This window comes from Paraburkholderia sp. SECH4 (assembly GCF_030511745.1).
Lineage (GTDB): Bacteria > Pseudomonadota > Gammaproteobacteria > Burkholderiales > Burkholderiaceae > Paraburkholderia > Paraburkholderia madseniana.
On the sequence record NZ_JALOCP010000027.1, the window covers coordinates 1 to 24,660 of the forward strand.

At 62.1% G+C, this 24,660-nt stretch carries 18 protein-coding genes and 1 pseudogene; 8 read left to right on the plus strand and 11 right to left on the minus strand.

What is annotated here, in order from left to right; translation table 11 throughout:
* Window positions 1–320 precede the first annotated feature (320 nt).
* Both M0D67_RS29090 and M0D67_RS29095 read left to right on the plus strand, forming a co-directional pair.
* Window positions 321–611, plus strand: a complete 291-nt coding sequence (locus tag M0D67_RS29090) for a hypothetical protein (RefSeq protein WP_266240654.1) — start codon at window positions 321–323, stop codon at window positions 609–611.
* Between the two features lie 505 nt (window positions 612–1,116).
* Window positions 1,117–1,260 (plus strand): hypothetical protein, encoded by a 144-nt coding sequence (locus M0D67_RS29095; protein ID WP_266240655.1) that lies wholly within the window; start codon window positions 1,117–1,119, stop codon window positions 1,258–1,260.
* Window positions 1,261–1,587: 327 nt separating this feature from the next.
* Here M0D67_RS29095 and M0D67_RS29100 read toward each other — a convergent pair.
* From M0D67_RS29100 to M0D67_RS29110, 3 genes and pseudogenes are all read right to left on the minus strand, one after another.
* Window positions 1,588–3,558: pseudogene (locus M0D67_RS29100) on the minus strand (transglycosylase SLT domain-containing protein).
* A 1,094-nt stretch (window positions 3,559–4,652) separates the two neighbouring features.
* Window positions 4,653–5,828 carry an IS91 family transposase gene (locus M0D67_RS29105; protein WP_266240656.1) on the minus strand — a complete coding sequence of 392 codons (1,176 nt, stop codon included), beginning with the start codon at window positions 5,826–5,828 and terminating at the stop codon, window positions 4,653–4,655.
* 23 nt (window positions 5,829–5,851) lie between these two features.
* Window positions 5,852–6,727 (minus strand): site-specific integrase, encoded by an 876-nt coding sequence (locus M0D67_RS29110; RefSeq protein ID WP_266240657.1) that lies wholly within the window; start codon window positions 6,725–6,727, stop codon window positions 5,852–5,854.
* Between the two features lie 308 nt (window positions 6,728–7,035).
* Between M0D67_RS29110 and M0D67_RS29115 the strand changes: the two genes are divergently transcribed.
* Window positions 7,036–7,581, plus strand: a complete 546-nt coding sequence (locus M0D67_RS29115; protein ID WP_171928786.1) for a hypothetical protein — start codon at window positions 7,036–7,038, stop codon at window positions 7,579–7,581.
* A 195-nt stretch (window positions 7,582–7,776) separates the two neighbouring features.
* Here M0D67_RS29115 and M0D67_RS29120 read toward each other — a convergent pair whose 3' ends face one another.
* From M0D67_RS29120 to M0D67_RS29150, 7 genes are all read right to left on the minus strand, one after another.
* Window positions 7,777–8,394, minus strand: a complete 618-nt coding sequence (locus tag M0D67_RS29120) for a hypothetical protein (protein ID WP_171928785.1) — start codon at window positions 8,392–8,394, stop codon at window positions 7,777–7,779.
* 264 nt (window positions 8,395–8,658) lie between these two features.
* Window positions 8,659–9,030 (minus strand): YciI family protein, encoded by a 372-nt coding sequence (locus M0D67_RS29125; RefSeq protein ID WP_171929655.1) that lies wholly within the window; start codon window positions 9,028–9,030, stop codon window positions 8,659–8,661.
* 609 nt (window positions 9,031–9,639) lie between these two features.
* A complete protein-coding gene (locus tag M0D67_RS29130; RefSeq protein WP_154566618.1) occupies window positions 9,640–10,173 on the minus strand; it encodes a MarR family winged helix-turn-helix transcriptional regulator in 534 nt (177 codons plus the stop codon).
* Window positions 10,174–10,342: 169 nt separating this feature from the next.
* Window positions 10,343–11,149, minus strand: coding sequence for an oxidoreductase (locus M0D67_RS29135; RefSeq protein ID WP_266240658.1), 807 nt, complete (start codon window positions 11,147–11,149; stop codon window positions 10,343–10,345).
* A gap of 31 nt (window positions 11,150–11,180) precedes the next feature.
* Window positions 11,181–14,318: an efflux RND transporter permease subunit gene (locus M0D67_RS29140; RefSeq protein WP_266240659.1), complete on the minus strand. Its 3,138-nt coding sequence runs from the start codon at window positions 14,316–14,318 to the stop codon at window positions 11,181–11,183.
* Window positions 14,315–15,430: an efflux RND transporter periplasmic adaptor subunit gene (locus M0D67_RS29145; RefSeq protein ID WP_171929214.1), complete on the minus strand. Its 1,116-nt coding sequence runs from the start codon at window positions 15,428–15,430 to the stop codon at window positions 14,315–14,317. Before M0D67_RS29145 ends, M0D67_RS29140 begins: the two co-directional genes overlap by 4 nt.
* Before the next feature lie 83 nt (window positions 15,431–15,513).
* The gene (locus tag M0D67_RS29150) at window positions 15,514–16,131 is read right to left on the minus strand and encodes a TetR/AcrR family transcriptional regulator (RefSeq protein WP_154566615.1); all 618 of its coding nucleotides are present in this window, start codon (window positions 16,129–16,131) and stop codon (window positions 15,514–15,516) included.
* Window positions 16,132–16,207: 76 nt separating this feature from the next.
* Here M0D67_RS29150 and M0D67_RS29155 point away from each other — a divergent pair, with 76 nt between their 5' ends.
* A complete protein-coding gene (locus tag M0D67_RS29155) occupies window positions 16,208–17,668 on the plus strand; it encodes an efflux transporter outer membrane subunit (RefSeq protein WP_154566620.1) in 1,461 nt (486 codons plus the stop codon).
* 836 nt (window positions 17,669–18,504) lie between these two features.
* Window positions 18,505–18,927: an ACT domain-containing protein gene (locus M0D67_RS29160; RefSeq protein WP_154566614.1), complete on the plus strand. Its 423-nt coding sequence runs from the start codon at window positions 18,505–18,507 to the stop codon at window positions 18,925–18,927.
* Window positions 18,928–19,374: 447 nt separating this feature from the next.
* Here M0D67_RS29160 and M0D67_RS29165 read toward each other — a convergent pair whose 3' ends face one another.
* Window positions 19,375–20,715: a sigma-54-dependent Fis family transcriptional regulator gene (locus M0D67_RS29165; RefSeq protein ID WP_171929221.1), complete on the minus strand. Its 1,341-nt coding sequence runs from the start codon at window positions 20,713–20,715 to the stop codon at window positions 19,375–19,377.
* Between the two features lie 291 nt (window positions 20,716–21,006).
* Between M0D67_RS29165 and M0D67_RS29170 the strand changes: the two genes are divergently transcribed.
* Genes M0D67_RS29170 through M0D67_RS29180 form a run of 3 tightly spaced genes read left to right on the plus strand, consistent with a single transcriptional unit; the run spans window position 21,007 to window position 24,441 of the window.
* Complete coding sequence (locus tag M0D67_RS29170; RefSeq protein ID WP_266240660.1) at window positions 21,007–21,894, plus strand: MBL fold metallo-hydrolase; 888 nt, start codon at window positions 21,007–21,009, stop codon at window positions 21,892–21,894.
* 39 nt (window positions 21,895–21,933) lie between these two features.
* Window positions 21,934–23,601 carry a bifunctional protein tyrosine phosphatase family protein/NAD(P)/FAD-dependent oxidoreductase gene (locus M0D67_RS29175; protein ID WP_266240661.1) on the plus strand — a complete coding sequence of 556 codons (1,668 nt, stop codon included), beginning with the start codon at window positions 21,934–21,936 and terminating at the stop codon, window positions 23,599–23,601.
* A 33-nt stretch (window positions 23,602–23,634) separates the two neighbouring features.
* Complete coding sequence (locus tag M0D67_RS29180; protein ID WP_154566611.1) at window positions 23,635–24,441, plus strand: sulfite exporter TauE/SafE family protein; 807 nt, start codon at window positions 23,635–23,637, stop codon at window positions 24,439–24,441.
* Window positions 24,442–24,660: the final 219 nt, after the last annotated feature.

Below are 24,660 nucleotides of genomic sequence, written 5' to 3' on the forward strand. Positions count from 1 at the left end.
GTGGCACGCTCACATTCCTGTGGACGATGGCAGGCATCGAACAACCCTAAACGACATGCGACGCTACCCGCTGAAGAGCCGGTCGCACCCCGCATACGTGCGATGCGGCTCGGCGATTCCCACGTAACCGCGTAAGGTTGCGCCCCGCAAAATATCCGCCCGCCCAGTTTCTAGCCGCGCGCGGCCCGGCCCCATTTTTAGCAAATTTTTCGTTCTTCCGATGGCGACGGATTAACTCCAAAATTGGCTTCTTTTTAACGGATTGGACTCCCCATCGTCGGCGCACACTGACATCGTGCCAATCGCGCAGGGAGCCTGAAATGTCTTTCCGCCACCACCAAAGTTACCAGTTCGAAGTTGGCCTGCCGGACGTATCTATGTCCGATTGGAATGGTCCTTCGCCGTACTCCGACGCGGGCATGATGCGCGGCCTGCACCTCGCGTCGGAGTCCGTGTTGCGCCTCGCGACGCAGACTCACAACGCCGTCGCACGTGGCGACACGGTGGGTGCGAAAGTAGCGCGCGTATCGCTCGAAAAGCAGCTGGCACTGACCACGTGCCTGATCGATGAGCTATTGCTCAAAGGTACCGACCAACCTACGACACATTGATTGGCCGTCAGGCCAGACAGAACTAATCGCAGTGTCGAACTTCTGAAGACTGAAATGAGTGCCTTGACCGTAATTCTCAGCATTTGGACGATGGTAGCTATCTGCGCGATCCTTTTCATCCGCGGCGCCAGCCCGCGCGTTGAGCGGACCACCAAATCGCCGCAACGCCGCCCGGCGCGCTTTTCAATCTCTGAGTAACGGCGATCAGCCTGCCAATGCGGCGGCGGCCGCGGCCGCTTCTTCGCCCTCAACAGCGTCCATTCTTTTTCCGCTCATCAACGTTGAGTGTTCAACCCAGGACCTGCCGCCGTTTCACTGCACGGACGCAGCATCATGCCGCAAATGCAGCGCGACTACTGCAGACGGCATCAGCCCAACCAGCCTGCACGTAACGGTTGACGGCAACGACGTACTGAACGGTGCACAGGGTTTCCGTGCGCTGTCGCCGTTCTTCAATTTCACGGTTCCTGCAGATAACATCCTTGGATCGGGCGCTGGACCCGGCATGTCGATCAGCGATGGGTACTGGGTGATGCTCAAACCGCTGTCGCCCGGCCAGCACACGATCAGATTTGGTGGTAGCTTTGTACGCGGTCCGGGAACTGGTTTCATGGTGGACACGACGTACGTCGTCACTGTGTCGCAGTGATTGAAGCCCCGCCCGCTCAGGGCGGGATGCAGGTCATGATTTCAAAGGATCCTTCGTCAGTTCTGGTTGGCGTGGCTCCGATTCGATGACTGAACTCGTCGTACGCGGATGTCCTCCACAATCTGGCAATACTGCTCGAAAGACATGGCGACTCCTAGGGCTTGGTCCGTCATTTGAACGCAGATCGCCGGCTGACTACCTAAACGGCGCAGAAGATGGTTCCGTGTTGAGAGGTCATTCAGAGATAGAAGGATCGTTATACAGTGTCGCGTATGCAGCCGCACTTACTGCACCCGAGTGATCCGCGGATCAGCGTTGCGGACGGTATCATCGGGGCTCGATTTGGCCAAGCCGCTCCGTCAGCGATTGCGGGTGGCCATCAAACAGCGCCGCGTAGTAAACCGTGTTCGACAATACATTCTTGACGTAGTCGCGGGTTTCGTTAAACGGAATTGTCTCCGCGAAAATCGCGCCTTCCACCGGTCGCGGCAGGTTGGCCTGCCACTTACGCGAGCGCCCAGGGCCGGCGTTGTAGCCGGCGGTCGCGAGCACGGCAGAACGGTCAAGCTGGTTGTAAATCATCGATAGATAGTACGTGCCAAGCAGGATGTTCGTGTCGATGTCGTTCATCCTGGCCCGCGAGATCGTACCGAGCCCGATCTTCCTCGCGACCATCTCAGCGGTGTTCGGCATCACCTGCATCAGGCCGCCCGCGCCAACCTCCGAGCGCGCATTGATAATGAAGCGCGACTCCTGGCGAATGAGGCCATACGCCCATCCGACGTCGAACCCGGTGGACCGCGTATCGCGCTCGACAATCGTGCGGAATGGCGCCAGGTAGCGCAGCGAAAAATCATGTTCCGTCTGCGTCCTGTCGGCAGTGCTCACAGCCCGGTCATAAAGCTCGATGCGACGCGCGTACTCGGCGACTGCGAGCAGCTGTCGGTCAGTCATGCCGCGCAGCTGCCAGTTCCACTCACGGTTGCCTTCCGTACGCAGGTGCAGCGCGTAAAAGCGTTCTGCCAGCTCGAAGCCTGGTGTCCGGCCAGCCCGCTCAACTTCTTCGTCGGTCACCTTGGTCTGCGGCGGGATCACGATCTGCCGGCCGAGCGCCTCGGAGGCCAACTGGCCATAGAAGGTGTAGTTACCCGCGATCGTTCGGAATTCCTGGTCGGCTGCCGCCACCTCGCTGCTCTGCTTCAACGCGCGCGCGTACCAGTAGACCCATGCTGGCTGTGCGCGCAGCGCGGCCGGCATCTGCTCGATCGACCAGCGCACCATTGTCCAATCCCCGGCCAGCAGCGCGCTGCGCGTGCGCCACTCGTAGGCCTGACTCGACAGGGGCGCGTTCGCCGACAGTCGGTACCAGTTCACCGCGCCCGGTAGCTGCCTGAGCACCGCCTGATAGGCGATCGTGCCCCAACCGATAGCCCGTTCTGCCAGGGTGAGCGACGGTGCGATTACGGTGAAGGTGGCCTCGGCGGCCTCCGGATCGCCGACCGCCAACTGTGTGATGGCGAGCAGCGCGAGTTGATGGGACGCTGCGTCCAGCTGGATGCCTTTCGCGAGCAACAGGCGTGGCTGGTTCGTCGCCTGCTCGAGGAGCAGCTGATCCGGGCGCGCCGCGCCCAGCGCATCGACCAGTCTGCCGCCCGTCGTCCTCGCGCCCTGTTCATAGGCCTGGCGAATCAGCTGCCACCCATCGTCCGGAGTGAACTGCTGGTTACGGTCGAGCGCGGTGATCAGATCGACGCAGCCGTCACCGTACCAGTTCGGCTCGACGAGCAGCGCCCGCGCCGCGTCGGCCACATTTTCGCCTCGCGTGGCACGGGACTCGAGCGCATAGCACTTCACCTGCGTGTCGTCGTCCAGGACGAACTTTGAATATTGCGAATCGAAATCGTGCCAGTCGTGGCGCGCCCCGAGCACGCGAAGGTAGTCGTTGCGCAGACGGTCGGCAATCGCCTGTCCGTCGTAGCGTTGCAGAAATGACAGCACCGGTGCGTCCGGCGCGTCGAGATTCGCATGCCCCGCGCCGTTGAACAGACGCGGCTTGATCTGGAAATAGCTGAGATAAGCCGGCGCCGGATAATTCGGAATCAAGCTTGCCAGGTGCGCTGCGCGCGCGGGATCGTTGTCGCGTGCAGCGTCATGCAACTTGATGAAAATCTAATCGTCGGCGGATAACGAGGTGAACGGGGTGGGATGTCTGGCTTGCACCGTGCCAGACATGACCAATGTCACGGCGGCAAGGGCAAGGCCGACCGTGCGAGACACCGGGTGAAGTCGTGTGGACATCGCTGTTTTCTCGTTGTTTCAGTGCAGAACATTGAACCAAAGCTTAGCCCGCTACCCGGCGAAGCGAAGCTTCGAAAAACACAGGACTCAACCCGCAATTCAGCTCTTTGCGAGCCGGATGCCTGGGCCACATCGGCACTTGCGTGTCCGCTGTTTCGTAGCGTGGGCCGGGAGCTGGATTCGGCAATGCGATCCAGAAGGTCTTGAACGCGGCGTTGGTCGTTCTGGCCGGGATGCTCGCTTCTGGGTGGTTTTGGAGCGGAGGGTCGTCAAAGAGCAGCGAGGACTAAATGAAACGGGCACCCACCTGGGTGGAGATTCCTCCGCTTATGTCGAGAAAGACTCTTGACTGACCAGCGCGGCTAGAGCTCACGAGTGCTGCGAGTGAGGTGGTTGTTGCACCCAACCACGGTAGCCAGGCAGCGAGCGCGGGGGGCACGGCCGAGACCTTGGCTAGTCGGATGGAAGTCGAGATCGACGAACGTGGCCGAGTTTGTGATCTACATCGTCAAAGACCGTGACGTTCTAAGCAGATCTTTATATGACCGCTTTGCGCGCTGCGTCATTATTTAACGGAGCACGGTAGTCTGCGACGATAGACGGCCAATTGCAGCAGTTCGCTCTCGTCGGCGCGTGGTCATTCGACCGGCGATTCAGCTTTGGTAAGAGACATTGAGACGGCCGAGCGTCGAGCGGCAGAGAAGGGTCGAACTGAGCCGGACGTCATGCGGCTCAGTTTGTTTAGGTTTGTAGGATGCCTGCCCTTGCCCGTGCGCATGGGCGGACGCCACAGGAGCATGCGGGCAGGCGTCGTACAAACCCCGATGGAGGAAACCGCGGAGTGTCCCGATGCGGCCGGAACCTGTATCGCTATGGGGATTGGAGCGGTCGCATGCGACGTCGGGCTGATGGTGAGGTCAGGCGAAGCGGGTGGATGTCGACGGGATGCACGTTGACGAAGCGGTCCGGCCGGCGTTCCTGGCGGTGCACAGGGCGCGAAACCGCCTGATGCATGTGAAGGACGCAACCGTCCGCTATCGGGTCCCGTTGCCGGAGAGCCGACGGTCGGTCTGGACGTCTCGAAACACGTGCGCTCATGCTGCGGCTCGCTGTGCGGGTGGTGCGCGGATGGGTGCGCTGCGCTGGAGGACCTCGATGACGATCATCGGCGCGCCACAGTGCCGGCAGATGAAGCGCGGCGGGAGATTGCCGGGTGGGTCATCGGTAGCGGCGGCCTGCGCGCCGGCGGCCGTGACATGCAGCAGCTCGCGTATCTTCGCGAGATTCTGCCGCCGCACGGGATTGGCGAGCAGGCCATAGTGGCGGATGCGGTGGAAGCCGCCGGGCAGCACGTGCAGCAGGAAGCGGCGCATGAACTCGTGCGCGCCCAGGGTCATGGTCTTGTAGCGGGTGCGCCCCTTCGCGCGATAGTCCTTCCAGCGGAAGGTCACGCCGCGTTCATCGAGCGCAACCAGCCGCTGGTTGGAGATGGCCACGCGATGCGTGTAGCGTGACAGGTAGGCGAGCACGGCCTCGGGTCCCGCGAACGGGCGCTTCGCATACACGACCCATTCACATGCGCGTAGCGGCGCGAGCCACTGGGCGAAGACGGCAGGATCGGCGAGCGCGGCGTACTCGCCGAAGAACCGCAACTGGCCACGACGACGCACTGCAGCGAGTTCTTCCAGGAAACGTCGCCGGAACAGCCGTGAGAGCACGCGCACGGGCAGGAAGAAGCCGGGCCGGCAGGCGACCCACCGCTCACCGTCGGGTGACAGGCCACCACCGGGGACGATGCCGTGGACGTGGGGATGGTGTGTGAGTGCCGAGCCCCACGTATGGAGCACCAGCGTCGCGCCAGTCTGCGCGCCCAGATGCTTCGGATCGGCTGCGATGGTACGCAGGGTCTCGGCGGCAACATCGAACAGCAGGCCGTAGATCACCGCCTTGTTGTACCAGGCGATCGCGCTGATCGTGGCGGGCAGCGTGAAGACCACGTGGTAATACTCCACGGGCAGCAGGTCGGCCTGACGTGCCTCGAGCCACCGGTGTGCGGCGCTCGCCTGGCACTTCGGACAATGGCGATTGCGACACGAGTCATAGGAGATCTCCAGCTTTGCGCAGCCGGAACAGCGCAACACATGTCCACCCAGCGCCGCGGTGCGGCACTGTTCGATGGCCGACATGACCTTCAGCTGTCCCAGGCTCAGCGGTACAGTCTGTCGCCACGCTGGCCCGTGGACGCGGAAGATGTCCGCGACCTCCAGCACGGGGCGCTCCGCGCGGTGCTGGCCTACTCGGAAGGCAGGCGGTCCAGCGGGCTGATCACCTTGCGCAGCAGGTCGGTGGCCACCTGGGTATAGAGTGAGGTGGTCTCGAGCTTCCTGTGCCCCAGCAGCACCTGGATCACACGGATATCCTCCTTCTGTTCGAGCAGGTGTGTCGCGAAACTATGACGCAGCGTATGCATGGATACGCGCTTGCCGAGGTGTGCCTCTTCTGCGGCGGCATGGATGGCGCGGTTCAGTTGCCGCGTGCTGAGCGGGTCCACCGGATCGAGGCCGGGAAACAGCCAGCCGCCTTCGAGCATGCGACCCTGCGCATGGGCCACGCGCCACCAGACACGCAGGCGCTCGAGCAGGACCGGTGAGAGCATCGCGTAGCGGTCGCGGCGGCCCTTGCCCTGCTCGATGCGCAGCGTCATGCGCTGGCTGTCGACGTCGCCGACCTTCAGCGCCACCACTTCGCTCGCACGCAGCCCGGCACCGTAGGCGACTGAGAGTGCCGTCTGGTGCTTCAGGTTGCCGGCGGCGGCGATCAGGCGGGCCACCTCGTCAGGGCTGAGCACGACCGGTAGCGTGCGGGGCACGCGCACCGGCTGCATCCTCGCCATCAGCCCGGGCTGGTTGAGCGTGATCTCGAAGAAGAACTTCAGTCCGGTGATGGCGGCATTCAGCGACACGGGCGAGATGCCGTGGTCGACCAGATGCAGCTGGTAGCGCCGCAGGTCCTCGACGGTGGCGGTGTCGGGCGGGCGCCCGAGGAAAGCGGCGAACTGACGGACCACGCGGACATAGCCGGCCTGCGTCTGCGGTGCGAGCTTGCGCATGCGCATGTCGTCGATCATGTGCTGGCGCAGCGGACTGATATCCTGGCTGGTGTGAGTCATGGCTCTGCTCCTGTTGAGGAACGAGGCGGATTGCCCCGTACCCAACATGGAAACAGAGTCGGTTTCCTCTCACCTGCCACCAGAGCTCAACCGGAGCCCCATTACCGCGCGAGCGGTTTCGTCCGTCGGCCATCATGAGACAGTCACCGGAAGCGTCGGACGGACATTCAAGTGGCGGAAGCGGCTGGAAAAGCGGTCACGCGGTCGATTTCTCAAGTTTCACGCTCAATAGCCGTAGATGCGATGTAACCGCTATGTGTTCTTGTGCAATCGCGCGGTGAATCACTTCAACAACCTAAAGAAAATTCATGGGAAATCTTTCTTATCTCACCGGAACCAATAGCCCGGGCCCTCAATCGATTGACGAGTCTATATACGGGCTAGAAAATACCTCTGTGCTGTTTTGTAATGCATGGTCGCGTGGTGACCTGAGTCGAGCAGCGCGAGTTAGCGCCGATGCGATGGAGCATTTAGATCACATAGTTAATGAAATTCTTCGGGCGCGGGACACCAACATGGCTAGAGGCACATACTCGGCCACACCGCTTGAGTCACAACTGAATATTGTGCGCGGGCGGATGGTTTCACCAGTCACTTCCGCACAGCAACAAGCAATGGTCGCTGCTGGGCCCGGGCAAGGGCAACTCCCTGGTCAACCGGCCTCGATAACTCTCGAAAAATTGCTTAATAAAATAAAGCATCGCCATCATCAATCGGCGAATTTCAGAATTGATAACAGCCGCCATGTGTTCGTGATCAACGTCGACAAGCCAAACAAGACCCCGGATTCAATCGCTGAGTTTGACGTTCTTGAATTCTGCGATCACTGCAGAAATGTGGCGCAATATCTGTAAACACCGTGCGATAGACGCATTAGCCACAGCCAGCTCGCGTACAGAGCGGCGAATCCCGCTCCGATCTTCGAGAGCGGGTCGAGGTAATTCCCGGCAGTGTTCAATAGTTCCAGCAGCAAGGTGGCCTCACGCGGTGATGTGCAGCCTTAGATAATACAAGTGAGTCAGACAGCATCGCGCCCGAACTTGATCCGCCTAGCCGCGTGTGCGCTTCGTGACGCCTCTGCTGGCATCCGTCCGAGATACGGACCCGGCGAAGCACGCGGCAGTCATTGACGTGAACAATTCGAGAAGCGCCGTTGGGCTAAGGTCTTTCGGCTGTGGTCCAGTATCTTCTGGCGCGTCCTTGCCGCGATTGGCGTCCACATGCTCGCGTATGGCCTGCATGTGGTGCACGAACGGCAGCATGTCCTCGGCGGTCAGCCTGTAATCCATCCGATGTCCTAGACGATTCCGCAAGCTGTTCAGGTGCTTGATGCCTTCCACTGGATTGAACGGCTTCGGTATGGTCCATGAGGAAAGCAACGCCACACGCTGCCCGAACGTTAGCCGCGCGGCTTCCCATTCGAGCTCAGGGTGATGCGACTTCAGGTAGGCGTCCATGTAGTGCTCGATGATTAGATGGCAGGACAGAAGGTAGCCCATCAGCCCGTAGTCGATCTCGCCTATGCGTATCCATGTGCGCTCACCGTTCACCAGCGGGCCGAACATAGGCGGCAGGCTGCTGCCCTTCTGTTTAGCTTCCTCGTTGTCTTCTGTGGCTGCGCTCAATTCCCGGTTCCCAATGGCCTTATGCGGACCTAATTTTGCCATACCTATTCGCCGGCACTTAGGCCGCCCACGCGCACTCGCACGCCCCGTAAGGCAGAACTCCCGGCTTCCAATGCAACTAAACGAACGTCCGTTGTGCCTTGAAAGCCGTCCTATATGTCGCGCTGGGTCGACCGGCCGCAGTGGGTCGATCACAGGCGTCGCCGCTCGGCCCAGAAGTAGCATCGTCGCGATGACTCACGAAGCCGTGAAGGTGTTTGAGGAGAACAGAGTCCCAACGCATATTTGAGACACGCGTCCAAGCCCTCATCGGGACCAGTAGAAATCCACGGGGATAAGCTCGACGACCCATCCACCTTCTTCGCCCAGCGTGGCCGCCGGGTGCATGGAGGCGATGCGCAACGCCTCGTCATGGGTATCCGCCTCGATGATGAACAGGCCGCCCACGACTTCCTTCGACTCGGTATAGGGCCCATCGGTGACGTGCGTCTTGCCACTGCGCGGGCGGAGCGTCCTCCAGTTGTCCAGATCGCCAAGCGATGCGGAAATCAGTACCTTGTCGGTAGCCCGCATCTTGTCGTCCAATGCGGGGCATTGGCTCACCAATTTCTTGACGTCGTCTGGCGCCATCGCGGCGAATTTATCGGGGGTGAAGTAGGCCAAGCCGAGGTATTTCATGGGAGATCCTTTGGGTGTGAATAACCTGACGACGAAGCTGATGATCGAAAATCGACAATCTTCTGAAAAGTTTGTAGCGGGTCTCGCCAGACTGTCTGCTTTTGGGGTCGCGCGGTGCCGACCGCCGGGCTCGTGCTGCACATGCGGATCGCGTGAGGCAGAGGTCGGCCACCAAGAGTCATTCGCGGGCAGCGTCGATTGGACATCAGGGCGACCGCTGCACACCGGCAACCGGCCGTTCGACAGGTGTTGCTGAAAGACTCGGGCCGACAATGCGCGCTTCCATCGGCTCGCGCCAGCTGGACAGTATCCCAGGTTCCTCCGAAGGTCGAATACACGCTGAGCAAAATGGGAATTACGCTCGGACCCTCATCGAGGCGCTCATCGAATGGGCAGAATGGGCCGAAATGCGGCGGCAAATACTGGGAGATGCCTCAACCCGGTAACAGCGCAGGTAGCTCCGGAAGCCCGGTAGGTCTCTTCGAGCTGATGGTCACGCGACTGCCCCTTCGCGCCGATTCCCCCGTGCTCCGAACTGGATTGACGCGGCCGACGTATGTCAGTCACGATGATCCTCCGGGCTGTCGGGCCGTCTTGTAGTTCACCAGGCTAGTCATTGCGTCGCAGCAGTCGAGATTCCGGGCGAGCAGGAGCGCCGCTGGCGTCGTTCAGGTCGTCGAGCCTTTTCATATCCCGAATCACGTGGAAAAGATCACGCATTGAATCAAGATCAATCAGTCTCAAAAACGCAAAGGTATCCTGATAAGCTCGCATCCAGGGGCTCATTGCGGAAGCCACAGCTTTTCGTCCCTCGGTCGTCACGGCGAGCTGACGTGTCCGCCGATCTCCCTTGTGGGTGATCGATGAGATGAGCTTGCGACGGAACAATGGTGCCAGATTGGCCGACAGGTTCGATCGGTCCATTGCCAGTTCTGCTGCCATGTCGCCGAAAACCATTGGTTCGCGTAGATGTAGCAAGGCGAGCATACAAAACTGGGATGCGTTGACGTCCGTATCCCGCAGCGCTTCGTCGAAATGAGCCCATAAAGCGCGCATTGCGCGCTGGGCGAAAAAATGGTTGAGCGCGAGAGCGGAGATTTCTCCGATTGCGAGCATTGACGACTCGCAATTCTGACTTTCCATATGTGCGGTTCCGGGTGCGTACGGGCTCGGTTGCAAAGAGTTCCGTGCTGCTGCGGGCCGTCGTTGCAAGGCGCCGAAGTTGTCATGACCATGGACGCCTGAAGCTAATCACTCGTCGGCGCAGGGCGGGCCCGCGAACGTGATGCACGTTGCGGCGGGAGAGAGGACTTCATGTGAGCCCGAATGTTTTCCTCAAGCTTGCATCGACGGGGCCGGAGGGCATGAAGCGCCGCAATTTGCGCAACAGGGACGCTTCGCCGGCCGGTGTGCGACGCATACGCCAGGTGCCAAGCGCCGCTTCAACTATTGTCTTCGCCACGCCGTCGGGCGCGGGGGCACCTTTGACACTGTTGACGACTGCGCTCGATGCAAGGGCCCGCTCGCGATCATAGTCGGCGATTTTCGAGCTTGCCATAGGGGCGTTGATGTCCAGATTGGTCCTGGTAAAGGATGGTTCGACCAACGTTAACCGGATGCCGAACTGGCGCACCTCATGGTCCAGGGTCTCGGTCAGCCCTTCAACGGCATGCTTGGACGCGGAGTAGAGTCCCATATAGGGGGCGGGCAAGAACCCGAGCACCGAACTGACATTGATGATCCTTCCGCCATGTTGTGCACGCATATGGGGAAGTACTGCCTGCGTCGTGCGCAGAATGCTGAAGACGTTGGTATCGAACAGCGACAAGGCCTCGGCAGCCGAAGTTTCCTCCACGGCACCGATCAGGCTCGTTCCCGCATTATTGACGAGGACGTCGATTCGCCCGGTGCGTTCGATGACGGACTGGATTCCGGCCTGGACCGAAGCATCGTCGCGAACATCCATCTCGACAAGCTCGACTCCGGAGATAGGCGCCGCTTTTGCAATGCTGCGCACTGTGCCAAACACGCGGCAATCTCGCCTCGTAAACCTCTCGGCGGTGGCGCGTCCGATACCCGATGACACGCCGGTCACAACGACAACCGTGGAATGCGACATGAAAAGCTCCGTTTGGTGATTTGATGGTGTTTCAACGCGCGTCGAGCGCATCCTGGGTCATCGGTTCGGAGCGCGAAGACTGGTGATTCCGGCTCTTGTGCGAACCCGCAGGGCTGCCGGGGCGGATCCTGAACCAGATCGCGAACATGGCCGGCAGGAACACCAGCGTCAGTACCGTCCCTGCGAACGTGCCGCCGATCAGCGTGTAGGCGAGCGTTCCCCAGAACACCGAATGCGTCAGCGGGATGAAGGCCAGGATCGCCGCCATGGCCGTGAGGATCACCGGGCGCGCCCGCTGCACAGTGGCTTCGACGACCGCATGGAACGGATCCAGCCCGGCATGTTCGTTCTGGTGAATCTGCCCGATCAGGATCAGCGTATTGCGCATCAGGATCCCCGACAGCGCGATGAGACCGACCAGCGCATTGATGCCGAACGGCTGCCCGAACAGGATCAACGTCGGCACCACGCCGATCAGGCCGAGCGGGCTGGTCATGAACACCATCACCATCGCGGATATCGAACGCACCTGAAAGATGATGATGATCAGTGTGATCGCCAGCATGATCGGGAACAGCGGCAACATGGCAGTCGTCGCCTTGGCCGATTCTTCGATGGAGCCCGCCTGCTCGATGCGATAGCCACTGGGCAGCTTCGCGATGATCGGCTGAAGCTGCCTGGTGATTGCCGTTGATACGTCTGGCGGCTGCAGGTTCTCGGCAATGTCGCCGCGTACCGTGATCGTCGGCACGCGGTCGCGCCAGCGCATGATCGGCTCCTCCAGCCGCACGTCGACCTTGCCGACCTGCGACAGCGGAATGCGCTGCCCGTTGGCGCCGGCTAGCGTGAAGTCGCCGAGCCGGGCAGGGTCGAGACGCACATCGCCGGCCGAGCGCGCGATCACCTGCACGGTTCGGATATCCTCACGCACGGCGGTGACAGGCATGCCGGTGAGCAGGAACTGCAGCTGTTGCGCGACGGCGCTGGACGTCAATCCCACCGCCTGCAAGCGATCCTGCTGCAAGGTGAAGTGCAGCGTCGGTGAGCGCGTGCCCCAGTCCGTGTTGACCGTGCGCATCATCGGACTGGCCTCCATCACCTGCTGGACTTGAGCCGCGATTCCACGCAGTTTGTCCGGGTCCGGACCGGTGACGCGATAGGCGACCGGGAACGGCGAATATGGCCCGAACACGAGTTGCGTGACGCGCACGCGCGCTTCGGGCACAAGACCGTCGGCGATGGCTCGCCTCAGTCGCGCCTTCAGTGCATCGCGCTCCTCCTGACTGTCCGTGCGGATCACGATCTTCGCGAAGGACGGATCGGGCAGTTCCGGTCCCATCGCCAGGAAAAAGCGCGGTGCACCTTGCCCGACGTACGCGGTGACGATCCTGGCGTCCTTCTGTTCAGACAACCATGCCTCCACCTTTCGCGTGGCGACGCTGGTCTGCGAAATCGATGTGCCGTAGGGCATCTGCACTTCGACCAGCACTTCGGGGCGATCGGAGATCGGGAAGAACTGCTTCTTGACCACGCCCATACCGAGGATGGCCAGGGCAAAGAGGCCAACGACCGAACCGGCGACCAGCCATTTGCGCGCGATCACGCGCGTCAGCAACTGGCGGAAGCGGTTGTAGCGCGGCGTGTCATAGATCGCGTCATGCCCGCCTTCGACCTTCTTGAAGTCGGGCAGCATCTTCACGCCGAGGTAGGGCGTGAAGAACACGGCGACGACCCACGATGCGATCAGGGCAATGCCAACGATCCAGAACATGTTGCTGGTGTATTCACCGGCGGTGGACCTTGCAAAGCCGTTGGGCATGAAGCCGACCGCCGTCACCAGCGTGCCCGAGAGCATGGGTGCGGCAGTATGGCTCCAGGCATAGGCAGAGGCGGCCACACGGCTGTAGCCTTCCTCCATTTTCACCACCATCATTTCAATGGCGATGATCGCGTCGTCCACCAGCAGGCCCAGCGCCAGGATCAGGGATCCCAGCGTGATGCGGTCGAAGTTCTTGCCGGTCGCGGCCATCACCACGAACACGATGGCCAGCGTCAACGGCACGGCGGCGGCAACCACCAGGCCTGCGCGCCAGCCCATGCTCACGAAGCTCACGAGCATGACAACCAGCAGGGCGACGAAAAACTTGAGCATGAACTCGTCGACCGCCGAATGAATGTTGACGGCCTGATCGGTGACCTTGGTCAGGCTCATGCCCAGCGGCAACCCGGCGTTGATTGCGCCGACCTCGCTGTCCAGCGCCTTGCCGAGGTCGAGCCCGTTCCAGCCGTCGCGCATCACGATGCCCAGCAGCAGCGCCGGCTCGCCGTTGTTGCGGATCATGAATGTCGCCGGATCTTCATAACCGCGCTCGACGGTGGCAATGTCTGACAGCTTCAGCGTGCGACCTTGCACGATGACCGGTGTGTCGCGAATCTTCTGCAGATTGTCGAAGGCGCCGTCCAGGCGAATGAACACTTCCGGACCTTTGGTCTCCACGGAGCCGGCTGGCGTCAGGACGTTCTGGCCATTGAGCGCGGCGAACACGTCCTGCGGACTGACACCGAGCGTTGCCAGCCGGTCATGCGAGAACTGGACGTAGATGCGCTCGGCCTGCTCGCCGATGATATTGACCTTCTTCACGCCCGGCACGTGCAGCAACCGCTGGCGCAGCGTCTCGGCATCGCGCACGAGCAGCCGTTGCGGTTCGCCCCTGGCTTTCAGTGCGAAGAGCGCAAACGTGACATCCGCGTATTCGTCGTTGACCATCGGCCCGATCACGCCAGCCGGAAGGTTGGCCGTTTCGTCGCCGATTTTTTTCCGGGCCTGGTAGAACTCCTCCTGCACTTCCGACGGCGGTGTGCTGTCGAGCAACGTCAGCGTTGTGAAGGCCAGGCCTGGCCGCGTGTATGTCTCGGTCCGGTCGTACCAGCGCAGCTCCTGCATGCGCTTTTCGATTTTCTCGGCAACTTGATCGTGCATCTCCTGCGCCGTGGCCCCCGGCCATACGGTGACGATGGTCATCACCTTGATTGTGAAGGCTGGATCTTCGGCGCGACCCAGCTTGAAGAACGACAGGAGCCCGGCCAGCGAGATCAGGCAGATCAGGAACAAGGTGATGGAGCGCTCAAGCACCGCGAGCGCCGACAGATTGAATCGGCCTTCGCTCACGGACGTGCTCCTTCGTTCGCCATCGCGACGGACTGGCCGGACACGCGGACCTGTTCGCCTTCGTGCAGCAACTGGGCACCGAGCGCAATGACGCGATCGCCTTGCTTCAACGTACCGGACACGCGCGCGCTGTCGTCGTCCAGGTGAAGAACCGTCACCGGCTGCCATGCAACCCTGGTCGGCTCGCCGTTGACGACCCACACGCCGGGCCCTTTGCCCGCGTCGAGCACCGCGCCGATCGGCACCTGCATGCCGCCCTGGAGTGCCACGCGTGCGTCCGGTATCTCGATCGTGACGGTTGCACCTAGCGGCGCGTCGGCGAGCGCGTCCTGCAACACATAACGCGCTTCGAATGTGCGGGTACGCGGATCCGCCGTATCCGAGAGCTGGCGCAGCGTGGCTGGCACGCTGACGCCGCTGTTGCCGAACAGGGTCGCATGGGCGACCGAACCGATGGCGGGGCGCAGAGTTTCCGGTAGCTGGATCACGGCCTCGCGGCGCCCGGCATGGGCCAGGCGCACCACGGGCTGTCCGGCGCTGACGACCTGGCCCGGTTCGGCCAGCGTTTCCATCACGACGCCATCGCCGTCCGCCAGCAGCTGGGCATAGCCCGTCGCATTGCGCGCGACGTCCGCGTCAGCCTCGGCCGCATTGAGCTGCGCCCTGGCGGCATCGGCGGCTGCCTTGGCCTGGTCGTAGGCCGAAGCCGAGATCGCACCCGTGCCGCGCAGGTCGCGATAGCGCTCCTCATCCTGCGCGGTCTGCTGCGCCCGCGCCCGCGCGGCGGTGACCGCCTCCTGCCGGGCCTGCGCGGCAAGCTTGAGATCGATGGGATCGAGGCGCATCAGCAGCTGGCCGCGTTTGACGGTTTGGCCGGTATCCACAAGCCGTTCCAGCACCTTGCCGGAAACACGGAAACCCAGGTCGCTCTGCACGCGAGCCGCGACAGTCCCCGTAAACGAACGGGCTGCGGGGACGGCGCTCTGAACGATGGCCGTGCGCACCAGCGGCACCTCGGTGCGCGGATCGGGCGGTGCTTTTTCGCCACAGGCCGCTAGCGCAAGCGCTAGCGCACAGGCGAGTGCGGATGTGGCGAGGCGACGCGAGAACATGAAAGTCCCATCGATAAAGTGATGACGGCTTTCATTATGGTTCTAGTGACCATTTCAGTCAAGAGTCACTAGTGTTGACCGCGTCAGGGCGACAGACTTCGGAGAACCAGGCTGGACAGCTGCGCAGGCGCGACATCCGTGGTGTCGCGGTTGTACTGCAGGAGTAGCGGGTTGAGGTACGGGCGCAGCACCAGATAGATTGCCATCGCGGTTTCGTCCAGCGGCGTCTTGCGTTCGAAGTCTCCGCTTTGCCGGCCTTCCTGCAGAACTTCCTGGAGCAGCTTCTGAACACGTGCCTCATAGGCTTGCACCGCCTGCCAGTTTTCCGTGGCGGCCGATGCTGCGATTTCGTATAGCTTGCGGTCCCGGAAAAACAGCCTGAGGCTCGCTTCGGTAAAGACCCTGAAGATCCGTCGCAGCTTCTCCGGCGGCAGATCGGTCTCTGCGACGGCTGTCCGGACCTCGCTCTCGATTTCGTGCAGACAGTTGACGCAGATCATCTCGCCAATGGCCTGCTTGGATTCAAAGAACTTGTAGATGTAGGCCTTGGAAAACCCGATCGCCTTGGCTAGGTCAGAGACCGTCGTTTTCTCGTAGCCATACCGGCTGAAGTGCTCGGTGGCGGCAGCAACGATCTGGTCCCGCACCTCGTGATCAGCCGGGCCACGCGCGGGGGCGGAGGGAGTGGTGGTGTTTTTCATGGGCATAGCATACAGGAATGGACAACGAGTGACCATTTGGTATTATAGTCACATCCGGAACCTCGCTAAGATGCTCATGCTACCCAAACACCTCCTTGCTGCGGTCATTGTCGCCAGCCTCTCGGCGGCCTGCGCTGTCGGCCCCGACTATGTCCGGCCCGATGTAGCCATGCCGGACCATTTCCAGGGCCAGGCCGCGGTAGCTCACCGGCAGGCGGCGGAGAGCGCAGACCTGGTCACGTGGTGGACTGGTTTCGGCGATCCGCAACTGACACGATTCGTTACGCTCGCGCTGGAACAGAACCTGGACCTCGCGCAGGCCGCCGCGCGCGTCTCGCAGGCGCGTGCGGGACTTGGCGCGGCGAATGCCGCGCTGCTGCCTTCTGGCAATGTCAGCGGCCAGGCGGCCCGGGTCTACCAGTCGGTTGAGACTCCGCTGGGACGTGTCCTGGATTCAACGCCCGGTTTCGATCGCTATGGCAACGACTACGAGGCCAATTTCAGCGCGAGCTGGGAGCTGGATGTGTTTGGTGGCCTGCGTCGCGGACGGGAAGCGGCACTTGCCGACTATCAGGCTTCAGAGGCCGGCGAGGTGGCCACGCGCCTGGCTGTGGCAGCACAGACCGCCGACATCTACATCACCATTCGTGGATTGCAGGCTCGTCTGCAGGTGGCCCGCAAGCAGTTGCAGACGCAGCAGGATCTGCTCTCGACCATCAAGCTTCTGTATGGGAAAGGCCTGGCGGCCGACCTTCAGGTGAGCCAGGCTGAAGGCGCGCTTGCGCAGGTTCAGGCATCCATCCCGGTCCTCGAGGCGGGGCTGGATGCGGCGATGAACGCGCTGGATGTGATGCTGGGCTCACAGCCCGGCACGCATCGGGCGGAACTCAACGAGGGCGGCGATATCCCGGCCGCCCCGCGAATCGCAGGCACCGGATCGCCTGGCGAGTTGCTCAGGCGTCGGCCCGATCTGATAGTGGCTGAGCGTCGCCTTGCTGCATCCAACGCGCGTATTGGCGTGGCAGTCGCTGAGTATTATCCCAAGCTGTCGCTCAGTGGCCTGATCGGGAGCGCTACTTCAGTGGCCAGCGGCAACCTGTTCAGTAGCGGCGCCAGTCAGGCCGCTGGCGTGCTGGGGCTGCGCTGGCGTCTGTTCGATTTCGGCCGCATCAATGCCCAGATCAATGAGGCCAAAGGCCAGGACGCCGAGATGCTCGCCGCGTACCGGCTTGCTGCATTGCACGCAACGGAGGACGTCGAGAATTCTTTCTCTGCGCTCGTGAAGCGCGAGGAGCAGGCTGCCGTTCTCGCGCAGGGTGTGAACTCGCTAGGCCGGGCGCGAGCCGCCTCGTTTGCGGCCTACCAGAAAGGCGTCGTCAGCCTGATCGAGGTCCTGCAGGCCGATCAAAACTTGCTGCGCGCATCCGACGAGCGGGTGCAGGCGCAAACGGAATCCGCGCGCGCAGCGGTCGCTGCATTCAAGGCACTCGGCGGAGGGTGGCAACCCGCCGATCCTCAGGCCGTTGCAAGCCGATAGCACCACCGCCCTGGGCCGGCAGCAGCCGGCCCGCTCGTTTGCAGAGGCTTCCTCCTACAGTCGGGACGCTGTTTCCGGCGCCTGCCGATGCGCAGTGCGCACGACGGGCAAGTGACCGTTGGTAATTCGAGAACGGCCACAACTAGTGCAATGACCTGACTGACGGAAACGGGTCGACAAGGGTCCGTCGGATACCAGTACCGGCAACGGCAGACCGTCCCAACGGACACCCCTTTGTATGACTTCTGTATTCTCGTTGAGGGCATCGATACGCTCCTTTACACGGATTGGTCCTACGGGGCGTGGGCGTCGCGGAGTTCCGCACCAAGGACGAAGCTGCGATAGATGTCGCTGCGCCCGAGCAGGCGCAACGGCGGACGGAGCTGGACCGGGAGCCTCAGAAACACCGGGCGGTCCCGAGGTTCCAAGTGGGAGCAAGTCCGAGCCGCAGGCGGTACCTATCGGACCTGTTTGCAGCCGTGGGCGCGGGGCTCTTAAGCTACGCATGCTCCGGTACGGACTTATGCAGGTGGCAGACCAATCCGCGCTAAATATGCGGTGAATCGCTGGGAAAGGTCTTCTCGGAATAGGTCCGACAAGCGACACACAAAGCTCTTTGTTCGGATGCTCTCGAGGTAGGCAAGCGTCGCATGACGACAAAACGAGACGAGTAGTTTCCTAGGCGCACAGTGCCGGCGTTGCAGAGCATGAACCCCGGCAGTGCCGGCCCGGGGATTCCGGGCATTCCCGTGTCTCGCTTACGCCGCTGGCCTTGCTCGCGTGCCGTTGGTGAAGTAGATTTAAATTGGGAGATCGATCAGGCGGGAGGGGCTGCCATGGAACTGAGCGTAGAACGCGTCGATGTTTGGGCAGCTACCATCGATGACAAACCGGGAGGGCTTGCGCAAGTATTAAGCGCTTTGCGGGATGCTGGCGTAGACCTGCAGTTCGTCATCGCACGTCGCACGCCGGAAGCATCGGGCAAAGGGGTCGTGTTTGTCGCACCGCTGCAGGGGGAGAGGGAGATCCATGCCGCGACACAGGTCGGGTTCGCAGTCACTCCGAGCCTTCACTCCGTCCGTGTAATGGGCTTGGACCAGTTGGGGATCATCGCGCAATTGACCCAGACGCTGGCCGACGGGGGGATCAACCTCCGCGGCGTTTCCGCTGCTGTGCTTGGCACACAGTTCATTGCTTATCTCGCGGTCGACTCGTTGGACGATGCCGAAAAGGCGATGGACATTCTACAGAGGGCCTGAAGAACCCCTGCCGGACCGCGAACTGGCGTGGATCTTCCTATCGAGGCGACTGGGTCGCCCTGTCTGACACGACTGCCCTGGACAACCACTTCAGATCGACAGACTGCGCAGCCGTGCGTGCACGCGAGCGCGAAGCGACCTGGTCTCAGTTCGGCCAGTTACGGTCAGCCACGTAGCGTTGGTGACTGGCCGGTTCGGCGGCGACATGAGACACCCACCGTAATACCGTGCGTTCGAGGCTTGTCACGTCGGCGCAACCGTGTCCCGCAAATCGAGGATCTTGGTTGATGAGATGCCAGGCGTGCATCGGAATTGTGGTCGCACGCGATCGCCGACTTTCTTTCGGATAGTCGAGGTGTAGCGCAATGATCATTACGTCATTGTTGGCGCCAGCATTTCCTGCCCCACTGTCACCGTCTATCGAAACCCGACTTGCCTCCCGCCCAGTCACCTTCGCGTCTTTAGTCGACGATACAGCGTGCGTTCACTCATCCCGAGGTGTTGAGCGAGCGCGCTGCGTGTCCCGGAGAACTCCTCTGCGAACCGTACAAGCTCACGATCCGTAAGCTCGCCGCGTGTCGAAAATGAGGGTGAGTCCGTGCTGTTGCCCAGATGCGCCGACTCCGCCGCCACCATGTCATCCGGCAGATGTTCGATCCGGATCACCCCGTCGTCGGCCAACAGGCAGGCGCGGTCGAGCACGTTGCGCAGTTCCCGGATATTACCCGGCCAGGAATAGGCATGGAGCCTCGCGAGCGCGTCCGATGCAATGCTGAACTTGCGGCCCGCAATGCCTTGTGTGCTATCGATACGCTGGAGTATTGATTCGACGAGCAGCGCGATATCGTCGGGGCGCTCGCGCACCGCCGGCAGGTGAATCGGAAATGCACTGATGCGGTAGTAGAGGTCCTGGCGGAACCGGCCGTCGTCGATCATTTCCCGCACCGGTTTGTGCGTCGCTGCCACGAGTCGGAAATCCGCGCGCAAGGTCTCGATGCCGCCGACCCGGCGGAACGTGCCGGACTCGATGAGCCGCAGCAGCTTGACCTGCATTGACAGTGGCACATCGCCGATTTCGTCGAGAAACAGCGTTCCGCCTTGCGCGGTCTCGACGAGACCCGGTTTGCGCGCGGCTGCGCCAGTGAACGCCCCCTTTTCATAGCCGAAGAGTTCGGTCTCGAACAAGGCCTCCGTGATGCCGGAGCACTCGACAACGACAAATGGGTGTTGCGCTCGCTCGCTTGCCTCATGAAGGGCGCGCGCGAACAGTTCCTTGCCGGTGCCGGACTCTCCGAGGAGCAGGACCGGCAGCATCGAAGGCGCGACGCGATGCAGCGCCGAGATCGCCGCGTTGAACGCCGTCGAGCGCCCGACCAGGCCTTCCGCGCTCGGCTTGGCGGATGCGCCGCGCACCGTCGAGAGCCGCTCGACGTATGCCACCACCTCCCGCTGTGCATTGAAAATCGGCCGCAACTCGACATCGACATGCTCCGGCCCGCGAGGCGTGTGATGAATATGCAGCACGCGGTCGGGACCGCGCAGTTCAAATGCCCGTTTCATCGGACAGTGCTCGCCCGCCTGATCGCAAGGGACGTCGTAGTGATGCGAAACCTGGTAGCACTTGCGGCCGAGGTGAGGCTGGCTGGCGACGCCGAACTGACGTTGATAAGCGGTGTTGGCGGCAAGGATGCGGTACTCGGGATCGAGCACGATCATCGGTTGAGCGTCGTGCTCCAGATATGACACGAGTGCATCGACATCCAGCGCTCGAGGCGGTTCGTCCGGCATCGTCGCGACGGGCGTGATCGGTATGAATGACTTTGGGGATTTCACGGCGGCGGCTCCGGTAAACCTCACTATACGTCGGCACTGCCATAACTGCCATCTGACTGCCAGAACTGGCAGTCTTCGCTCGCTGCTGGCCGTCTGAGGACGGCATCGTCCAATCCGAGTAGATAAAAATATGTATTAAAATCAACAGCTTATATGCATTAAGTCAGATGGGAATGACGATGGCACGGTTCTTGTACTGATTGCCCCGACCCTGCCGCATTGGAAGCCCCATTTTTTGAGGAGAGGATGTTGAATACCACGAGCCCTATGCAGGTCGAAGGCTTCTTCGACCCCGGTACCTGGACGATCAGCTACCTGTTGCTGGATATCCGCACGGGCGACTGTGCACTCATCGACAGCGTCCTTGATTTTGACCCGAAGTCAGGCCGGACCTCCACGACGACAGCCGACAAGCTCATCTCGCGCGTTCACGAACTTGGCGCGAAGGTCCAGTGGCTTCTCGAAACCCACGTGCACGCCGACCATCTGTCCGCCGCGCCCTACCTCAAGGAAAGACTCGGCGGAACGATTGCGATCGGCGCGCAGGTGACACACGTACAAGACGTGTTCGGCAAGCTTTTCAACGCCGGCTCGAGATTCGCGCACGATGGCAGCCAGTTCGATCACCTGCTCTCCGACGGCGAAACATTCGCCGTCGGAGCGTTACAGGCGCGCGCCATCCATACCCCGGGCCATACGCAGGCCTGCATGACCTTTGTGGTGAGCGACGGTGCGCAGACCGCAGCCTTTGTCGGGGACACCCTGTTCATGCCCGACTACGGCACCGCGCGCTGCGACTTTCCCGGCGGCGACGCCCGTACGCTCTACCGGTCAATCAACAAGGTGTTGAGCCTGCCGGCGGACACGAAGCTGTACATGTGCCACGACTACCAGCCAGGCGGGCGGCCTTTGCAGTTTGTCAGCACGGTAGCCGAGGAGCGCGAACACAACGTCCATATACGCAACGGTATCAGCGAGGAATCCTTCGTTGCGATGCGCACCGCGCGCGACGCGACGCTCAACATGCCGGTGCTGATGCTGCCGTCGGTGCAGGTCAACATGCGCGCCGGACATATGCCCGATCCGGAAGATAACGGAGTGCCGTATCTCAAGATTCCCCTCAACGCAATCTGAGCCGGTGCACCTGGCTAGTAGAAGCAACAGGAGAAGTCGATGGACATCAAGAAACTGACGGCTGAACTGGCGGTATCACAACAGATTGCCGCATCCGACCTGCGTGCGATCGCGGACGCTGGCTTCCGCGCCGTCGTCTGCAATCGCCCCGATGGCGAAGGTTCCGACCAGCCCAACTTTAGCGAGATCGAGGCGGCGGCCCGTGAACAGGGTATCGAGACCCACTACCTGCCAATCGAGTCCGGCAAGGTCGGCGATGGCGAGGCTGCACAGTTCGGCGAACTGATGCAGGCACTGCCGAAGCCGGTGCTCGCCTATTGCCGCACCGGGATGCGTGCCGCGACGCTGTGGGCGCTGTCCGAAGCGCCCCGCCGGGCGTTGCCGGACATCGTCGCCGCTGCCAGGGCAGCAGGCTATGATCTGTCTGCGCTGGCGCGGCGTATCGCCAACGGCGGCAAGGTTCCCGTCGAAGTCGCCGTGGCCAGTCACGACATTGTGATCATCGGCGCAGGCGCCGCCGGCGTGGCGGCAGCCGCGAGCTTGCTCGCGCGCGAGCGCAACCTCGACATCGCCATCATCGACCCCGCCGACGTCCACTATTACCAGCCAGGTTGGACCATGGTCGGAGCCGGTGTGTTCGATCCCGAGACCACCGCCCGCGAGATGGCCGCCGTGCTCCCGCGCAAGGTGCACTGGATCAAGGCCGCGGTGGCTGCGTTCGAGCCGGAAAAGAATTCGGTTGTTCTCGAAGGATGCCGGGTGGTGAGCTACAGGCAGCTCATCGTTTGTCCGGGACTGAAGCTGGACTGGCATGCTATTGACGGGTTGCCGGAAACCCTTGGCCAGAACGGCGTCACGTCCAACTATCGCTACGATCTTGCTCCCTATACCTGGCAGCTCGTGCGCGAGCTCAGGGGTGGCCGCGCGCTGTTCACCCAGCCGCCGATGCCGATCAAATGCGCCGGGGCGCCGCAAAAGGCGATGTATCTGTCCTCGGATCACTGGCGGCGTTCAGGCCGGCTCGAGCAGATAGATGTCCAGTTCTTCAATGCCGGGGCTGTGTTGTTCGGCGTGGCCGACTATGTCCCGGCATTGATGGAATACGTCGGGCGTTACGACATCGCGCTGAACTTCGGCTTCAACCTGAGTGCGATAGACGGGCCGGCCAAGCGCGCGATATTCAGGCGCACACTCGAGAACGGCAGCGTGGAATCGGTGACCAGTGAGTTCGACATGATCCACGTGGTACCACCACAGAAGGCACCGGACTTCATCCGTGTCAGTTCGCTGGCCGATAAGGCGGGCTGGGTCGATGTCGACCAGGCGACGCTGCGCCACAAGACCTACTCAAACGTCTTCGCGCTCGGCGATGCCGCGAACACGCCAAATGCGAAAACCGCCGCCGCCGCACGCAAGCAGGCACCAGTCGTCGCCCACAACGTGCTTGCCGCCCTCGGCAAGGTCCGGGGCGAGGCAGCATACGACGGTTATGGATCATGCCCGCTGACCGTCGAACGCGGCAAGATCGTGCTCGCGGAATTCCTCTATGGCGGGAAGGTCGCGCCGACGCTGCCGACCTGGCTGATCGACGGCAAGCACCCGTCGCGACTCGCGTGGTTGCTGAAGGAGCGCATCCTGCCGCCGCTTTACTGGCAGGGGATGCTCAAGGGGCGCGAGTGGCTGGCGCAGCCTGAACTCGTGGGCTAACGCAGCGGTGGCTCACAACCTATCGGATTCCTCATGCTGACTTCACTTATCCTCGGCGCCATCGTTGGCGCGGTGCTCGGCCTGACCGGCGCGGGTGGCGGCATCCTCGCAGTTCCGGCACTGGTGGCCGGCATGGGCTGGCCGATGCAGCAGGCGACGCCAGTTGCGCTGGTTGCCGTGGCGGGCAGCGCTGCGATCGGCGCGCTTGAAGCATTCCGGCAGCGGCTCGTCCGTTACCGCGCCGCGCTGTTCATGGCCGCAGCGGGTGTGCCGCTGACCTCGCTCGGCGTGCGCCTTGCCCACGCGTTACCGCAACGCGTGCTATTGGCGCTGTTTGCCACCGTCATGCTGGTGGTGGCCGGAAGGCTGTTGTCACAGGCTTTGCGGCGCGGGCGGCCGGACCGTGCAGATTCACGGCTTTGCGTCGGTCGCATGAACCCCGATACCGGCCGGCTGATCTGGTCGTGGACCACCGGGGCCGCACTCGCTGCAACCGGCGCGCTGACCGGGCTGATGACGGGACTACTCGGCGTGGGCGGCGGCTTCATCATCGTGCCTTTGCTGCGCAAAGTGACCAACGTGTCGATGCATGGCATTGTCGCCACGTCACTGATGGTGATCGCGCTGGTCGGCAGCGGCGGTGTCGTCGCGACGATCCTGCACGGCGCGCCGCTACCGCTCGAGCTGACGCTGTGGTTCAGCGTGGCGACAGCGGCCGGCATGGTGGCCGGGCGGTTGGCCTCGCACCGTCTCTCAGCGCAGCACGTACAGATAGGTTTCGGAGGCGTGTTGATCTGTGTGGCGCTCGGCCTGATGGCAAAAGCCGCACTGGGTAGGTGACCCTGGCGCCGACACATTAGAAGTGTGGCAGTCGATCGTCTCATGTCAACTTCGGAACGGACGCTTGGGAAACTCACCTCAAGGTCTCAATCGGGTCCAGGTCGTGTAAAAACGCGAACCGATATGGCTCGATGACTTCGCACCGTCGATCACGGCCATTGGCGGCTGTTTTAGCCCGCTGTATGGTTGGAGGACCTTCAGGCCGGTCAGAATGCGAAG

What these genes read in the sequence shown, in the direction of transcription:
- M0D67_RS29165 (WP_171929221.1), bottom strand. Translation starts at nt 20,715, where the DNA reads ATGCCGGACGAACCGCCTCGAGCGCTGGATGTCGATGCACTCGTGTCA.
- M0D67_RS29095 (WP_266240655.1), top strand. Translation starts at nt 1,117, where the DNA reads ATGTCGATCAGCGATGGGTACTGGGTGATGCTCAAACCGCTGTCGCCC.
- M0D67_RS29115 (WP_171928786.1), top strand. Translation starts at nt 7,036, where the DNA reads ATGGGAAATCTTTCTTATCTCACCGGAACCAATAGCCCGGGCCCTCAA.
- M0D67_RS29110 (WP_266240657.1), bottom strand. Translation starts at nt 6,727, where the DNA reads ATGACTCACACCAGCCAGGATATCAGTCCGCTGCGCCAGCACATGATC.
- M0D67_RS29180 (WP_154566611.1), top strand. Translation starts at nt 23,635, where the DNA reads ATGCTGACTTCACTTATCCTCGGCGCCATCGTTGGCGCGGTGCTCGGC.
- M0D67_RS29150 (WP_154566615.1), bottom strand. Translation starts at nt 16,131, where the DNA reads ATGAAAAACACCACCACTCCCTCCGCCCCCGCGCGTGGCCCGGCTGAT.
- M0D67_RS29125 (WP_171929655.1), bottom strand. Translation starts at nt 9,030, where the DNA reads ATGAAATACCTCGGCTTGGCCTACTTCACCCCCGATAAATTCGCCGCG.
- M0D67_RS29175 (WP_266240661.1), top strand. Translation starts at nt 21,934, where the DNA reads ATGGACATCAAGAAACTGACGGCTGAACTGGCGGTATCACAACAGATT.
- M0D67_RS29135 (WP_266240658.1), bottom strand. Translation starts at nt 11,149, where the DNA reads ATGTCGCATTCCACGGTTGTCGTTGTGACCGGCGTGTCATCGGGTATC.
- M0D67_RS29170 (WP_266240660.1), top strand. Translation starts at nt 21,007, where the DNA reads ATGTTGAATACCACGAGCCCTATGCAGGTCGAAGGCTTCTTCGACCCC.
- M0D67_RS29145 (WP_171929214.1), bottom strand. Translation starts at nt 15,430, where the DNA reads ATGTTCTCGCGTCGCCTCGCCACATCCGCACTCGCCTGTGCGCTAGCG.
- M0D67_RS29155 (WP_154566620.1), top strand. Translation starts at nt 16,208, where the DNA reads ATGCTACCCAAACACCTCCTTGCTGCGGTCATTGTCGCCAGCCTCTCG.
- M0D67_RS29160 (WP_154566614.1), top strand. Translation starts at nt 18,505, where the DNA reads ATGGAACTGAGCGTAGAACGCGTCGATGTTTGGGCAGCTACCATCGAT.
- M0D67_RS29120 (WP_171928785.1), bottom strand. Translation starts at nt 8,394, where the DNA reads ATGGCAAAATTAGGTCCGCATAAGGCCATTGGGAACCGGGAATTGAGC.
- M0D67_RS29090 (WP_266240654.1), top strand. Translation starts at nt 321, where the DNA reads ATGTCTTTCCGCCACCACCAAAGTTACCAGTTCGAAGTTGGCCTGCCG.
- M0D67_RS29130 (WP_154566618.1), bottom strand. Translation starts at nt 10,173, where the DNA reads ATGGAAAGTCAGAATTGCGAGTCGTCAATGCTCGCAATCGGAGAAATC.